This is a genomic window from Halopseudomonas xiamenensis, from assembly GCF_014219065.1.
In the GTDB taxonomy this organism is placed as follows: domain Bacteria; phylum Pseudomonadota; class Gammaproteobacteria; order Pseudomonadales; family Pseudomonadaceae; genus Halopseudomonas; species Halopseudomonas xiamenensis.
Map to the genome: position 1 here is coordinate 1 of NZ_JACLGO010000002.1, position 14,561 is coordinate 14,561.

15 protein-coding genes are annotated in these 14,561 nt (G+C 61.0%); 4 read left to right on the forward strand and 11 right to left on the reverse strand.

Annotated features, from left to right (window positions below):
- Positions 1-125: 125 nt before the first annotated feature.
- The 5 genes from phoU to H6X51_RS01365 all read right to left on the reverse strand — a co-directional run bounded on the left by phoU (position 126) and on the right by H6X51_RS01365 (position 6,822).
- A complete protein-coding gene (gene phoU / locus H6X51_RS01345; protein ID WP_185265729.1) occupies positions 126-875 on the reverse strand; it encodes a phosphate signaling complex protein PhoU in 750 nt (249 codons plus the stop codon).
- 18 nt (positions 876-893) lie between these two features.
- Entirely contained in the window at positions 894-1,727 is an 834-nt protein-coding gene (gene pstB, locus H6X51_RS01350; protein WP_185265730.1) for a phosphate ABC transporter ATP-binding protein PstB, read from the reverse strand.
- A gap of 32 nt (positions 1,728-1,759) precedes the next feature.
- Positions 1,760-3,376 carry a phosphate ABC transporter permease PstA gene (gene pstA, locus H6X51_RS01355; RefSeq protein WP_185265935.1) on the reverse strand — a complete coding sequence of 539 codons (1,617 nt, stop codon included), beginning with the start codon at positions 3,374-3,376 and terminating at the stop codon, positions 1,760-1,762.
- A gap of 80 nt (positions 3,377-3,456) precedes the next feature.
- On the reverse strand, positions 3,457-5,733 hold the full coding sequence (locus H6X51_RS01360; protein ID WP_185265731.1) for an ABC transporter permease subunit: 2,277 nt from the start codon (positions 5,731-5,733) through the stop codon (positions 3,457-3,459).
- 117 nt (positions 5,734-5,850) lie between these two features.
- Complete coding sequence (locus H6X51_RS01365; protein ID WP_185265732.1) at positions 5,851-6,822, reverse strand: PstS family phosphate ABC transporter substrate-binding protein; 972 nt, start codon at positions 6,820-6,822, stop codon at positions 5,851-5,853.
- Between the two features lie 248 nt (positions 6,823-7,070).
- Here H6X51_RS01365 and H6X51_RS01370 point away from each other — a divergent pair, with 248 nt between their 5' ends.
- A complete protein-coding gene (locus H6X51_RS01370) occupies positions 7,071-7,463 on the forward strand; it encodes an acyl-CoA thioesterase (protein WP_185265733.1) in 393 nt (130 codons plus the stop codon).
- A gap of 94 nt (positions 7,464-7,557) precedes the next feature.
- Here H6X51_RS01370 and H6X51_RS01375 read toward each other — a convergent pair whose 3' ends face one another.
- The 3 genes from H6X51_RS01375 to H6X51_RS01385 all read right to left on the reverse strand — a co-directional run bounded on the left by H6X51_RS01375 (position 7,558) and on the right by H6X51_RS01385 (position 9,749).
- Positions 7,558-8,466: a hypothetical protein gene (locus H6X51_RS01375; protein ID WP_185265734.1), complete on the reverse strand. Its 909-nt coding sequence runs from the start codon at positions 8,464-8,466 to the stop codon at positions 7,558-7,560.
- 14 nt (positions 8,467-8,480) lie between these two features.
- Positions 8,481-9,458, reverse strand: a complete 978-nt coding sequence (locus H6X51_RS01380; RefSeq protein WP_185265735.1) for an NAD(P)H-dependent flavin oxidoreductase — start codon at positions 9,456-9,458, stop codon at positions 8,481-8,483.
- A 156-nt stretch (positions 9,459-9,614) separates the two neighbouring features.
- Complete coding sequence (locus H6X51_RS01385; protein WP_185265736.1) at positions 9,615-9,749, reverse strand: entericidin A/B family lipoprotein; 135 nt, start codon at positions 9,747-9,749, stop codon at positions 9,615-9,617.
- 231 nt (positions 9,750-9,980) lie between these two features.
- Here H6X51_RS01385 and H6X51_RS01390 point away from each other — a divergent pair, with 231 nt between their 5' ends.
- Both H6X51_RS01390 and H6X51_RS01395 read left to right on the forward strand, forming a co-directional pair.
- Complete coding sequence (locus H6X51_RS01390) at positions 9,981-11,237, forward strand: MFS transporter (protein WP_185265737.1); 1,257 nt, start codon at positions 9,981-9,983, stop codon at positions 11,235-11,237.
- 111 nt (positions 11,238-11,348) lie between these two features.
- Positions 11,349-11,939, forward strand: a complete 591-nt coding sequence (locus H6X51_RS01395) for a DUF6933 domain-containing protein (protein WP_185265738.1) — start codon at positions 11,349-11,351, stop codon at positions 11,937-11,939.
- A 21-nt stretch (positions 11,940-11,960) separates the two neighbouring features.
- Here H6X51_RS01395 and H6X51_RS01400 read toward each other — a convergent pair whose 3' ends face one another.
- Entirely contained in the window at positions 11,961-12,233 is a 273-nt protein-coding gene (locus tag H6X51_RS01400) for a type II toxin-antitoxin system RelE/ParE family toxin (protein ID WP_221627181.1), read from the reverse strand.
- Positions 12,214-12,414: a type II toxin-antitoxin system RelB family antitoxin gene (gene relB, locus H6X51_RS01405; protein WP_185265740.1), complete on the reverse strand. Its 201-nt coding sequence runs from the start codon at positions 12,412-12,414 to the stop codon at positions 12,214-12,216. Before relB ends, H6X51_RS01400 begins: the two co-directional genes overlap by 20 nt.
- A 243-nt stretch (positions 12,415-12,657) precedes the next feature.
- On the opposite strand from relB, the gene H6X51_RS01410 reads away from it, so the two are divergent.
- A complete protein-coding gene (locus H6X51_RS01410) occupies positions 12,658-13,737 on the forward strand; it encodes a GGDEF domain-containing protein (RefSeq protein ID WP_185265741.1) in 1,080 nt (359 codons plus the stop codon).
- A gap of 48 nt (positions 13,738-13,785) precedes the next feature.
- Here the strand turns inward: H6X51_RS01410 and H6X51_RS01415 are convergent, their stop codons facing one another.
- Entirely contained in the window at positions 13,786-14,466 is a 681-nt protein-coding gene (locus H6X51_RS01415) for a Crp/Fnr family transcriptional regulator (RefSeq protein WP_185265742.1), read from the reverse strand.
- Positions 14,467-14,561: the final 95 nt, after the last annotated feature.

Genomic DNA, 14,561 nt, shown 5'->3' on the forward strand with positions numbered 1-14,561 from the left:
ACTATACGCACGCATCGGCTTTATGTTTTTCAACCATCGGAGCTTGCAACCGGGGAGGAGTCCCTATACGCAATGACGGTGTTTGCCAAAGGCGGTCAAGGTGCCCACACACCGCAGCGTATTCCTCAGTCAGCGTCTGGGGCCTGGCTCTGGTTGTTCTTCTGCACCTGCTCGGCCATGCGCTTGAGACCCAGATGGCGGACGTTGGTGCCTTCGACCATATGGATCACGTGTTCGGCGACGTTGCGCGCGTGGTCACCGACCCGCTCCAGCGAACGCAGCACCCAGAGGATGTTCAGTACCCGGCTGATCGAGCGCGGGTCTTCCATCATGTAGGTGACCATCTCACGCATCGCGGTCTTGTATTCCTGGTCGACAATCTTGTCCTCGCGGGCCACTTCCAGGGCCTGCTGGCTGTCGTAGCGGGCGAAGGAATCCAGTGACTGCTGCACCATCTTGTGCACGTGGTAGCCGATGTGCCGGCACTCCACGTAGCCACGGGGCGCCTGGCCTTCCTCGATCAGGTGCAGCGCACGCCGGGCGATCTTCGAGGCTTCGTCGCCGATGCGCTCCAGATCGACGATGATCTTGCTGATGTTCACCACCAGACGCAGGTCGCTGGCCGCCGGTTGACGCCGCGCCAGGATGCGCATGCATTCCTCGTCGATCTGGCGCTCCATGGCGTTGGTAGCCTTGTCGTTTTCGCGCACCTTGTCCGCCAATTGACCATCGGCCTCGATCAACGCGGTCACCGCGTCATGTACCTGCTTCTCGACCAGGCCGCCCATTTCCAGCAGGCGCGTGCGCAGCGACTCCAGCTCCTCGTTGAACTGCTGGGAAATATGCTGCGTGAAGCTGTCTATGTCTTTATTCATGGCGACTCTCCCCAGGGGTTAGCCGTAGCGGCCGGTAATGTAGTCTTCGGTCTGTTTCTTGGTCGGATTGGTGAACAGCGTGTTGGTGTCGCCGAACTCGACCAGTTCGCCCATATACATGAAGGCAGTGTAATCCGATACGCGCGCGGCCTGCTGCATGTTGTGGGTCACGATGACGATGGTGAACTTTTCCTTCAGCTCGTTGATCAGTTCCTCGATCTTCAGCGTGGAGATCGGATCCAGAGCCGAGGCCGGCTCGTCGAGCAGCAGCACTTCCGGCTCCACGGCGATGGTGCGGGCGATCACCAGACGCTGCTGCTGACCACCGGACAGGCCCAGTGCCGATTCATGCAGGCGATCCTTGACCTCGTCCCACAGCGCCGCGCCCTTGAGCGCCCACTCCACTACCTCGTCCAGCGTGCGCTTGCTGTTCACGCCCTGGATACGCAGGCCATAGGCGACGTTCTCGTAGATCGACTTGGGGAACGGGTTGGGCTTCTGGAACACCATGCCCACGCGCCGGCGCAGGTTGGAGACGTTCACACCCTTGGCGAAGATGTTCTTGCCGTCGAGCAGGATCTCGCCTTCGATACGGCAGCCATCGACCAGATCGTTCATCCGGTTGAAACAGCGCAGCAGGGTCGACTTGCCGCAGCCGGAGGGCCCGATGAAGGCGGTCACCCGGTTGCGCGGGATCTGAATGTTGACATCGAACAGCGCCTGCTTGTTGCCGTAGAACAGGCTCAGGCCGGGCACATCCAGGGCGATGGTTTCCTGATCCATGCTCAGTTCCTGCTGCGAGCGACCCAGGGCGCTCATATCCATTGCATGGGTTTTGCTGCTATTGGACATAATCTGTATCCGCGTCGTAATGGTTGAGACGATCAGTTTTCCAGCGCTTTGTATTTTTCGCGCAGATGGTTACGTATCGCTACCGCCGAGAAGTTCAATGTGGCAATCACGCCCACCAGCAGCAATGCCGTGGCGTATACCAGCGGGCGTGCGGCCTCGACGTTGGGACTCTGGAAACCGACATCGTAGATATGGAAGCCCAGGTGCATGAACTTCTGATCCAGGTGCAGGTAGGGGTAGTTGCCATCCACCGCCAGCGACGGCGCCAGCTTGACCACCCCGACCAGCATCAGCGGTGCCACCTCACCGGCGGCCCGGGCCACCGCCAGGATCAGGCCGGTCATCATCGCCGGACTGGACATCGGCAGGATGATCTTCCACAGCGTTTCCGCCTTGGTCGCGCCCAGTGCCAGCGAACCCTCGCGCAGCGACCGCGGGATGCGCGTCAAGCCTTCCTCGGTGGACACGATCACCACCGGCACCGTGAGCAGCGCCAGGGTCAGCGAGGCCCACAGCATGCCGCCGGTACCAAAGGTCGGCGCCGGCAGCGCCTCGGGGAAGAACAGCGAATCGATGCTGCCGCCGAGGAAGTAGATGAAGAAGCCCAGGCCGAATACCCCGTAGACGATCGAAGGTACCCCGGCCAGGTTGTTCACCGCGATGCGGATCACCCGGGTGACCACGCCCTGCTTGGCGTACTCGCGCAGGTACACAGCCGCCAGTACGCCGAACGGGGTCACCACCACGGACATGATCAGCACCATCATCACCGTGCCGAAGATCGCCGGGAACACACCACCCTCGGTGTTGGCCTCGCGCGGCTCGTCGCTGACGAACTCCCACAGCTTGGCGAAGTAGTGACCGGTCTTCTGCAGCACGCCCATGCTGTTGGGCTGGAACACCCGCACCACCTTGCCCAGGCTGATTTCCTTCTCGCGGCCGTCCGGGACCCGCGCCATCAGGCTGTCGCGGTTGAACTGCTGGTACAGCTCCATCAGGTGCCGTTCCAGCTCGGCATACTCATTGTTCAGCGCGGTACGCTCGGCATTCAACTCCGCCTCGCGCTCCGGGGTCAGCTCGTTGCGCAGCTCATAGCCCCGCTCGCGCAGACGCAGACGCTCCAGACCGGCGTTGATGCGGCCGATCTCCTGCTTCTCCAGGTGCTTGATATCGTCCTGGATAGCCAGTGCGCGCTTGACCGCCTGCTGCAGCGCCGGCCAGGCCTGCTCACCCTGCGCGATGATCTCGCCATTCTGGCGCACGTCCACCAGGTAGCCATAGAAGTTGCCCCACTCGCGGCGCTCGATGACGATGACATCTTCCGGGGTGCGGGTGTTCTCCAGCCATTCGCCGACGATCCAGCGGAAATCCGCGCCATACAGATCGCGGTTGCCGACCTTGATCAGCTCACGCTCCATGAAGCCGTCACGCTCCGGGTCCACCGGCAGGCCGGCGCCGGCCAGACGCGCGGTGGGCACATCTTCGCGGGAGTTGACCTCGCCCATGATGACCAGCGCTTCCTGGCCGGGGATGCGATATTCCGCCTCGATCACATCCGACGGCCAGAAGTGGCTCAGGCCACGCACGGCGATCAGCAGCAGCAGGCCGATGGTCATGACCACGGCAATCGCCACCGCGCCGGCATTCATCCAGATCCACGGATTGCCGCTCTTGCACCAGGCTTTGAAAGTATTCTGTTTCACTGTGTCGATTCCTGTTGTCCGTGGGCCTAGAGCGATGCGTACTTCTTGCGCAGGCGCTGACGGATCAGTTCAGCCAAGGTGTTCATCACGAAGGTGAAACTCAGCAGCACCAGCGCCGCCAGGAACAGCACCCGGTAGTGGGTACTGCCGACCTCGGACTCGGGCATTTCCACGGCGATGTTGGCCGACAGGGTACGCATGCCCTCGAAGATGTTCATGTCCATGATCGCGGTGTTGCCGGTGGCCATCAGCACGATCATGGTTTCACCCACGGCGCGGCCCATGCCGATCATCACCGCCGAGAAGATCCCCGGGCTGGCGGTGAGGATGACCACCTTGCTCATGGTCTGCCAGGGCGTGGCGCCGAGTGCCAGCGAACCCTGGGTCAGGTGGCGCGGCACGCTGAACACCGCGTCCTCGGCAATCGAGAAGATCGTCGGGATCACCGCAAAGCCCATTGCCAGGCCAACCACCAGGGCGTTGCGCTGGTCGAAGTTGATGCCCATCTCATGGGTCAGGAACACCCGCATGTCACCGCCGAAGAACCAGGCTTCGAGGTAGATGCTCATGTGGAAACACAGCCAGCCGATGACCAGCAGCACCGGGACCAGCAACAACGCTTCCCAGCCATCGGGCACCAGGAAGCGCACCTTCTCCGGCATCTTGCTCCAGGCGAAGGCGAAGGCCAGGAAGGCGATCGGCGTGAGGATCAGCAGGCTGACCACGCCCGGCAGGTTGGCCTCGAGGAAGGGCGCCAGCCACAACCCGGCGAGAAAACCGAGAATCACCGTCGGCAGCGCTTCCATCAGCTCGATCACCGGCTTGACCTTGCGGCGCATCGCCGGGGCCATGAAGTAGGCGGTGTACACGGCTGCGGCAATCGCCAACGGGGTTGCCAGGATCATCGCGTAGAAGGCGGCCTTGAGCGTACCGAAGGTCAGCGGCGAGAGGCTCAGCTTGGGCTCGAACTCGGTGGTTCCGGAGCTCGACTGCCAGATGTAGTCGGGCTCGGGATAGCTTTCATACCAGACCTTGCCCCACAGCGCCGACCAGGAGATTTCCGGGTGCGGGTTGTCGACCTTCCAGAAGCTGATCTGGCCATCGGCATGCTCGACCAGCAGATCGCCGGCACGCGGTCCGATGCTGTAGGCCGACACCGGGCCCTGGTCCACTGGCTGAACCATCAGGTTCTGGTGTGCAGTGGTGTTGTAGAAGCCCAGCCGGCCCTGGTCATCGGCGGCCAGGAACACCTTGCGCCGCTCCTCGGCGCGGATATCGCGGATGGCGTTACCCTTCTGCGCATCGAAGCTGCGGATATGCGTCAGCTTCGAGGTACCTTCGCCGCGGACCATGAACCACTGGGCCAGGTTGCCCTGGTTGTCGCCGATGATCAGCGAAATGCCGCCCAGCAACAGATTGGCCGAGGTCACCTTGCGACCGGCCCCTTCGACCACCGCATAGCGCTCCAGCAGGTTACCGTCCTGGCGCAGCGCGTAGACGTTGACGTACTGGTCGCCATTGAACACATACATCCACTGCAGCAGCGGGTCGACCAGGATCTTCTGGATATCGCCACTGACCGGCGCCAGCGGGATTTGCCGGCGGTCCATGCTGACCTCACCGGTCATCAGGTTCTCGCGGCTGCTGATACGGGTATAGATGAGTTCACGGCCGACACTGCCGACCAGCGCCATGTTGTCGCCGTTGACCCGCAGCGTCACGCTGTCCAACGCGCGTCCCTGTTCGTCCAGGGTCATGGGCTCACTGCCATAGGGGTAGACCAGCGAGGGGGTGATCAGGCGCTTGTCATCCGGGTAGGTGACCCGGTAGTCGTGGCGGCCGATGATGACCTGGCCGTTGCTCAGGCCCACCACGAACTGGCGCGAGGTGGGGCTTTCCATGTTGAAGCTGGTGATCTGCACACCAGCAGGGATCGGTAGTTGCTGCTCGCTGATCAGCGAGCCGTCAGCGGTACGGAAGAATGCCAGCTGGCCACTGTCGGCCAGACGCACGGCGACCTCGGCCTGCTCCTCCATGGCCAACAGCAATGGCGCACCACTGTCGGCAGCCCAGCTCGGCTGGTAGCGGGTGCGCTCCTCCAGGTCGGCACCACTGAACAGTGGCAGCACCTCGGACAGCAGGTAGAGGAAGATCAGCAAGATGGCAGCAATCACACCCAGGCCACCAACCGCCACATACCAGCGGGTGAAGTGATCCTTGAAGTGACGTACCTTGCGGTGGCGTTGCATCGCTTTGGTGTCAAAGTCGATACGGGTGTCTTGGGGTGATGATTGCATAGTCATGGCCGCACACCCTACAGGGTCAATATGACAGATTAATTACAGAACCAAGGCAAAAAAGGGGTGTGCTCGATGCACACCCCTTGGGCTGGGCAATCCATCGCCCTCGCAGTCCTTCGCTTACATGCCAAGCTCTTCGTAGACCTTGTCCACGACACGCTTGGGCATCGGCACATAGCCGTCCTTGAATACCACTTCCTGGCCTTCCTTCGACAGCATCAGCTTGACGAATTCACGCTCCAGGGGCGCCAGCTCGCGGTTCGGCGCCTTGTTCACGTAGACGTACAGGAAGCGCGACAGCGGGTAGTTGCCGGAAACGGCGTTTTCCGCAGTGGCGTCGATGTATTCTTCACCTTCAGCGGCGGCCAGCGGTACGGTACGGACGCTGGAGGTGCGGTAGCCGATACCGGAGTAGCCGATGGCGTTCAGCGACTGGCTGATCGACTGCACCACGGAGGCGGAGCCGGGCTGCTCATTCACACCGTTCTTGAAGTCACCCTTGCACAGGGCTTCTTCCTTGAAGTAACCATAGGTGCCGGAAACCGAGTTGCGACCGTACAGCTGGATGTCGCGGTTGGCCCACTGGCCATCCAGGCCAGCCTGGCCCCAGGTGGTGATGTTGCTGTCATGACCGCACAGGCGGGTGGAAGAGAACACCGCGTCCAGCTCGGCCATGGTCAGGCCCTTGATCGGGTTGTCCTTGTGCGCGAATACGGCCAGGGCATCGATGGCGACGGGAATCTCGACTGGCTTGTAGCCGTACTTCTCTTCGAAGGCCTGCAGCTCGCTGTCCTTCATCTTGCGACTCATCGGCGCCAGGCTGGAGGTGCCTTCGGTCAGAGCCGGCGGCGCAGTGGAGGAACCGGCGGCCTGGATCTGTACGTTGACGTTCGGGTAGTGGCGTTTGAACTCTTCGGCCCACAGGGTCATCATGTTGGCCAGTGAGTCGGAACCAACGCTGGACAGGTTGCCGGACACACCGCCAACACGCTCATAGCTCTTCAGACTCGGATCAACATCGGCAAAACTGCTGCCTGCGGCCATCCCGGCAGCGGCAACAGCAATAGCGGCGCACAGTCGCTTCATTTTCATGTCTTTCTCCTGGTGAGGTAGTGTTAGCAACACGCGACTCAGTATCAGCAGTCGATGTGACAACTCTATTCAAGGATTATGACAATCAGGTTAAAAACAACTGTCGTTGTGCCGCCATGTTTTTTGACTGTTTTCAGCGTTGAGCGACTCGGCGCAATCCCTTAAGATACGCGGGCTCGTGTTGTCAACGACCATCACCGCTGTTTATCCAGCATGCACAACAACTACAACATCATCCAGAGTAGTTCATGCAAGACTTAGATCAAGACCCGGTGCCAAGGGGGGAACTGGCACTCAAAATCACCGCCCTGCCGCGCGACTGCAACAGTTTCGGCGACATCTACGGCGGCTGGCTGGTAGGCCAGATGGACATTGCCGGCACCAGCACCGCAGCGCGCATCGCCCGCGGCCGGGTAGCCACCGTGGCCATCGACCGCATGGGCTTCATGGTACCGGTACCGGTCGGCGCCCAGCTCGGCTTCCATTGCCAGGTGCAGGACATCGGCCGCAGCTCGATCACCATCCTGGTCGAAGTCTGGAGCGAAGACCACAGCCACGACGAAAGCCGCAAGGTGACCGAAGCCACCTTCGTCTTCGTCGCCATCGACGATCGCGGGCGGACGCGGGTCATTCCGAGCTGATCCTGGGTTGTCGAGCATCCGCTCGACGACAGGAGCTTGCAGCCACCTCAAGACCACAGGGCGAAACGCAAGGGCGTTACGCCTCCGGGGCATCCTACTGCGGATAACCCGCGTAGGAGTGCTTGAGCGTCGCGTGGTTGAGCAGCATTTCCGCCTTCAACTGACTGCCATCGGCGGAATAGATGCGGGTACGAATCCAGTAGGACTCGGTACGCTTGCTCTCCGACAATGCCACCACTTCCCGGCGAATCAGATAGTCCTCACCGACGAACAAGGGTCCGTCGACCATGCGGATTTCCTGATCGGCGAACAGCCCCACCACCGGCTGCTTGACCGGGAAAGCCGCCTGCGCACTGCTGTATTCAGCCAGCACGCTGACCATTTCCAACGGAATGATCGCCCGCCCCCAGGGAGAACCCTCCGCGCTGGAATACCAGGGTGAGTTCTCGGTGATGCGCTCCAGCTTCTGGTTCAGCGAGAACGGATACAGATTGCCCATATGCTGGTCGGCGTCCATGCGCACCTGCTCATCCGCGGCGCCCTGCATACCCACATGCAGATCGGCCAGGATAACCAGGCGCTCCGGCGGCCGCAGCCTGGCCATGCGCTCATCCAGCAGGGTGGGACCGTCATCCGGCCCCAGGCTGGCACTGGCTTCCAGTACGGCTGTGCCATCGGCCTTCTCCGCCCAGCAGCGCACCCGGTTGGCGCCCGGCGCTGGCCGCTCGACAAAGGCCCGGACCTGCTCGCCTTCCACCACCATGTTCTGGAAATGCGCGGAGAAACAGCCACGCTCGAACCACGCCTGCCCCCAGATCTCGGCCAGCAGGGGAACGAACTGGCTGAAATGGGTCGGTCCTTCGATCGGCCCGGCGCGGAAGCCGAGCTTTTCCGCCATATCGTCATCGTGGATCGAGGTATGGCCGCTGTATTCCTGGTCCGCCAGCATCTGCTTGGGTTCGCGCAACGGGCCGCACAGGTAAAGAGGGGTATCGAAACTCATGTCCAGCCTCCTTCTCAGCCGTTGATCATCTTGGTCAGCCGCTCGCGAATGATGCCTTCGGCTTCAGCCATGATGCGGTCGATCAATTCCTGCACGCTGGGGATGTCATGGATCAGGCCAGCCACCATGCCACAGGACCAGGCCCCGGCATCCATCTCGCCGGTCTTCATGATGCGCGGATAGACACCGGCGACTTCCTCGACGATGTCCTCGAACTTGATCGACGCACCCAGGCGTTTTTCCTTCTCCAGCAGACGTTCGACCGCGGCGTTGTTCATCACCCGCTCGGTATTGCGCAGCGGGCGCATGACCAGCCGGGTATCCAGCTCGCTGGCGGCAACGATGGCCTGCTTGACGTTCTCGTGTACCGGCGCCTCCTGGGTGGCGATAAAGCGCGTGCCCATGTTCATGCCCTCGGCGCCCAGTGCCAGCGCGGCGGCCAGCGAGCGTCCGTCAGCCATGCCGCCGGAGGCGACGAAGGGGATCTTCAGCTCCTCGGCGGCGCGCGGCAGCAGGATGAAGTTCGGCACATCATCCTCACCGGGATGGCCACCGCACTCGAAGCCATCCACGCTCACCGCGTCACAACCGATAGCCTCGGCCTTGAGGGCATGGCGCACCGCGGTGCACTTGTGGATCACCTTGATGCCGTTTTCCTTGAGAATCGGCAGCCACTTGGCCGGGTTGTTGCCCGCGGTTTCCACCGCCTTGACCCCACCCTTGATGATCGCCTCGATATAGCCCGGATAATCCGGCTGCTTGACCGATGGCAGGAAGGTCAGATTGACGCCGAAAGGCTTGTCGGTCATCTCCCGGCAACGGCGGATTTCCTCGGCCAGCGCCTCGGGGCTGGGCTGGGTCAGCGCGGTGATGATGCCCAGCCCGCCGGCATTGGCCACGGCTGCGGCGAGTTCGGCATAGCCGACGTGGTGCATACCGCCCTGGATGATGGGGTGCTCGATACCGAAGAGTTCTGTGATTCTGGTTTTCATGGATACCTGCCGAGTCGAGTTGGCAGCACGCCGAGCGTGCCTCTTGCAATGTCGACTGAGTGTAGGCGGCCCATGCGGGCAAACACCAGATTGAGGGGGTATTCAGCAGGTTTATGGGTAGGCCACCCGGGGCGGGTGGCCGTGCCTTCTACAGGACTACCTGCGCTCGGCTTTATCCTCGATCGCCTCGCCACCACGCTGAATATCCTTGCCGGCACCTGCCATGGTGTTACAGCCGGCCATGAACAGAACCATCATTCCGAGCAATACTGACTTCAGTTTCAGACTCATAGTGAACTCCAGCATTATTGTTGAGCACCAGTCACGCGCCGGGGGCAACGTGGGTCAGGCTGAATGGTGTGCAGCCAGAATTATTGACAGCGAAGGGGCAGGACAGGTTCATATCGTTGCGCTGGGGCCTGCGCGGCTCATTGCAAGATAACTTTGCGCCTCGCTCGGCCACCCCAGCGGGAAACTGCTACCCTGAGCGGCTGTGAAGCGTCAGATAACAAGAGAGCGCCGATGTCTGAGAATCCCAACCGCCCGAACATGGCAGTCACCGTACTGTGCGCCACCCTTACGTCCCTGGTCGTGATCGGGTTCGCCCGCCTGGCCTACGGCATCATCCTGCCGGCGATGCGCGCAGACCTTGGCCTGTCCTACCAGCAGGCCGGAATTCTCAGCACCGTTACGGCCCTGTGCTATGTCTGCTTTGTCATGGCCGGCGGCCTGGCCGCAGCCCGCTGGGGGGCGAAGGCCTCCATCCTGTTCGGCATGCTGACGGTAACGGTGGGGTTCCTGGGCCTGGCTGTTGCCAGCCACTTCTGGCTGGTGATGTTCCTCATGGGGTTGCTGGGGTTCGGTACCGCCTTCGCGTTCGCACCCATGGTGGCGCTGCTGGCGACCTGGTTTCCTGAACAGCGCGGGCTGGTCATCGGCTACATGACCAGCGGCGTCGGTATCAGCACCCTGGTGTCCGGTGTCCTGGTGCCCTTTCTGTTCGATGTATTCGGCGACCAGGGCTGGCGGGTCAGCTGGGGCGTGTTTGCCGCCGCCGCCCTGTCTGTCGCGGTCATGATCGCCCTGTTCGTACGCAACCCACCCAAGCCCAAAACCAGCAGCGCCGGTCCCCTGCCGTCGGAGGTGAAGTGGCGAATCTACCGCAACCCCCGGGTACTGATCGTAGCTACCACCTACGGCATCATCGGCCTGGGCTATATCGTCCAGACAGTGTTCATGATCAGCTTCATGGTCGAAAGCGGCCACAGCGAAGCCATCGCAGGACGCTATCTGGCAATGATGGGCCTGCTGTCCATCGCCGGCGGCCCGCTATGGGGCTGGTTGTCCGACTTCTGGGGCCGGGGCAACGCACTGGCCATGTGCATCTTCCTGGTGCTGGTAGCCGTAGCGTTGCCGATCATCGGCCAGACCCTGCCCCACTTCTTCTTCCACTTCCTGGTGATGGGCGCCTCGGTCAACGGCCTGTTCGCGCTGATCCAGACCAGTGCGACGGATCAGGTAGCGCCCCGCTACATCCCCATCGCGTTCAGCTTTGCCACCGTGTTCTTCGCTTTCGGCCAATTCCTCGGACCCGCCATCGCCGGCTGGTTGATAGAAACCTCCGGCGGCTTCATCGCGGCTTTCAGCTTTACTTTCGTGGTGCTGTCAGTGGGGTTTGGTTTGACGCTGTTGATACGGCGGTTTCCCAAGGAGTATGCGGTTGGGGAGCCGAAGGTGGGGGAGGTTCGCTCGTTGGCAGGGGCGGAAGTGGGGAAGTAAATGGTGTAAATTCAGCCGCCAAGTGGATGAATTTACACCATGCTGCCACGCCAGATTCGTGATGTTGCGCGGGATACACTCGATGATCCGGGACGCAGACAGGAGACCCCCATGATTCACCTGCATTGCACACAAAAGCTGTTCAGCAAACTGCCGGTCGATACCAACGGACGGCTGCCGAATACCCGAGCCCGACCGCTGGCAGCCAACGATACTGGAGATAGCCCATTGAGTGGCTGGCACGCCAACCTGCTTAGCCTGCAACGGCGCAACTGCCTGTTGTTCGTCCACGACACTACCCGCTTGCCGGTGCTGCTCACCTGTCTGACCAAATCGGATTTTGCCGAACTGGATTACCTTTTTCAGGATGGCTTGATGAATCTCCTGCTCAAGGGCGGCGCAAATCAGGCGCAACTGGACACAGCGGCTCGTGCTCTCACTCCACTGCAGTGCGACACCACCTGCAGCCGCTCGGTGCAAGGCACGCTGAATTATATGAAGCAACAGCTGGATCACCTGCTGTGGTACGACAACCTGGCAGTGACCGATCTCAGCTCTTATCACGCCAGCTTCTGGCTCGCTGATCGGCCATGCGGAGTGAAGGGCAGCAAGGATTTTATCTGGCCGCTGAAGGCCATGTTGGCGCTGTTGGATGAATTGGTTACGCGAGGGTCATCTGGGCTGGCGCCCCCCATGCGCTGACCGAGCAGCTGTCAAAAAACTCTACGGGTATTCCCGCCGAGCATGCAGCACCCGCAGGATATCGATGAACTCGATGTCCACCTGATAAACCACCAGATAATTTGGATGGACGACCGCCTCATGAGTACCGGGTACCCTTCCGTCTCTGAAGATAAGGGGCGCGCTCGGAAGGCTCTCAACAGTGCGCAATATCTCTGCGTGTAGAGAGGCCGCTGCGATGGAGTTACGCTGGTCTATGTAATCGATGATCTCAACCAGGTCGCTGGTGGCTTCCTCAGACCAGCGGACGGCCAGCACGAGCGTTCCTTCGCTTCTCAAGCTCCGTCCTCACTTTCGCCATGGCGTCATCGTGGGCCAGTCTTGGCTTGGTGCTGTTCATCGCTTCCTGCACCTTGGCACGGAACCAGCGATCATGGCTGGCTGCCTGCTCCTCGGTATCGAACTCGGAAACGATCGGTGATAAATGGGTACTCATGGTTTATTTCCTCTGTTCAACGCAGTATACAACTTCATTCAGCTACTGCTCAGAGTGGATGCTCATTCTGCGACCTGGTCGAGCAGAGCTATGTACCGAATAGCACTGGTGCAGCGAGAAGCGCATCCCGGCTGCCCTTGACCGGCCGTGTCAGAAAGATACATTGATGATTGCAGCTATCCGGCATCCCACTTACGATTGGGATTGACGGCAGCATGAGATCACGTTTGGAGCAGTGCGTGCATGGATACAACCGGCGTCAAGGATGGACCGCAGTCGCAATTCTGGCTGATGTGCAGGCGCTGCTGCATCATGGCTGGCAGCGTGGACGTCGCATTTTTCTTTATCTTTCATTACCTTGGTTCACCCATTCTGGCATGGGTGAACGTAGTAAGCGTCGCAATGTACGCGATTGCCTACCATGCCCTGAAACGGCGACGCAACCGCCTGGCCTTGGCACTGATCTGGCTGGAAGTCTTGGCACACACCGTACTGGGCACCGTGTTGATCGGCTGGGGCAGTGGTTTCCACTACTATCTCCTGATGTTTATCCCGGCACTTTTTGCCGGAAATCGATCGGTACGCACGGCTGGCGTTTCGGTGCTCTGCCTCTGGCTATTCTATGCCGCACTCAGCATCACCACGCATTTTGACCCCATCCAGCCGATCTCGGATGGCGCTCTCACCGGGGTGCATCTGTTCAATCTGGCCGTTTTGTTCTTAATGACCAGCTACCTCTCGGTCTACTACATGAACATGGTGAAGCGGGCACATCAGGGGCTGCGTTGTATGGCTACCACCGATCCGCTAACCCAGCTTTTCAACCGCCGGCATATGATGGAAATGGCTGCTCATGACATTTCCATCCATGACCAGCACAGCCGGTTGCTGGCTTTCCTGTTGATGGACGTAGATCATTTCAAACAGCTCAATGATCGCTTCGGGCACAACCTGGGCGACCGCGTCCTATGTAAAATCAGCGAGATCATCCAGAGCGCCCTGCGCGAAGACGATTATGTTGGCCGTTGGGGCGGGGAGGAGTTCCTCGCAGTATTGCCCGATAGCGACTCCCACCAGGCCGCAATGATTGCCGAGCGTGTGCGGGCTGCAGTAGCTGAACACGACTGGGGCCAGCTCGGTCTGAATACTGCTGTCACCCTGAGCATCGGAGTCAGCCACTACCTCCCCGGGGAAAGTTTCACTGAAAGCGTGGCTCGTGCTGACACCGCGCTGTACGTCAGCAAAGCAAGTGGCCGCAATCGGGTGGAAGCCGCAGACAGCATCAGAAATGCGCCTGTTGATGCAGTGAGTTCGAGCGTCTGACCCCATGCCAGGCTGGAGCGCCTGGTAACGGTGAACGCCATTTTCTATTCAGAGTTCCAGCGCCCCCAGCGGTCCATCTGACAGTGGCATCTCATGCAACAACACGCCGCCATAACACACCTGCAACCAGCCCTCGCGCTCCAGTTGCTTGAGCGCCTTGGTCACGCTCGGGCGGGCGGCGCCGAGCAGCAGGCCGAGCTGTTCCTGATTGACCCGGATCAGGCGGCGGTCAGCCCGCTCGCCAGGCTCGGTCAACGCCAGGTATTCGATATAGCGCACCAGGCGCTGTTTCAGCGACAGTACGCTGGCACCTTCGAGCGCGCTGAAGGCCAGGCGCAGACGGTGGGCCAGCATGCGGTTGAGGGCACGGGGGATTTCTGCGTGATGCTGGCACAGCAGGTCGAAATCAGCCTTGGCCAGCCACCGGGTGCTGACCTGGCCCTGGGCGATGGCGTGGTTGCCGCGCGGCAGGCCGTCGAGCAGGCTCAGATCGCCCAGCCAGTCACCGGGATGCAACAGGCTGAGCACGAATTCACGACCATCGGACGTGTAGTTGCAGATGCGCACGCAGCCCTGCAGCAATTGAAACAGGCCGGTGCCGGTTTCGCCGGGCAGGTACAGAGCCTGGCCATCGCGGTAGCGGCGCGGGTAGCTGCGCTCCTGCACGCGTTGAATCAGCTCGGCGGGCAGGCTGGCGGTCCAGTTGTGCAGATCGGTGGTGGTAGGCATAGGCGGCTCGGCGGTTGGAGCAGGCTCTAGCCATTGTCGTTCAGACTGGCGCCGGGCAACTTGATGAAGGTCAAATCGGCACGATTGTAACCTTG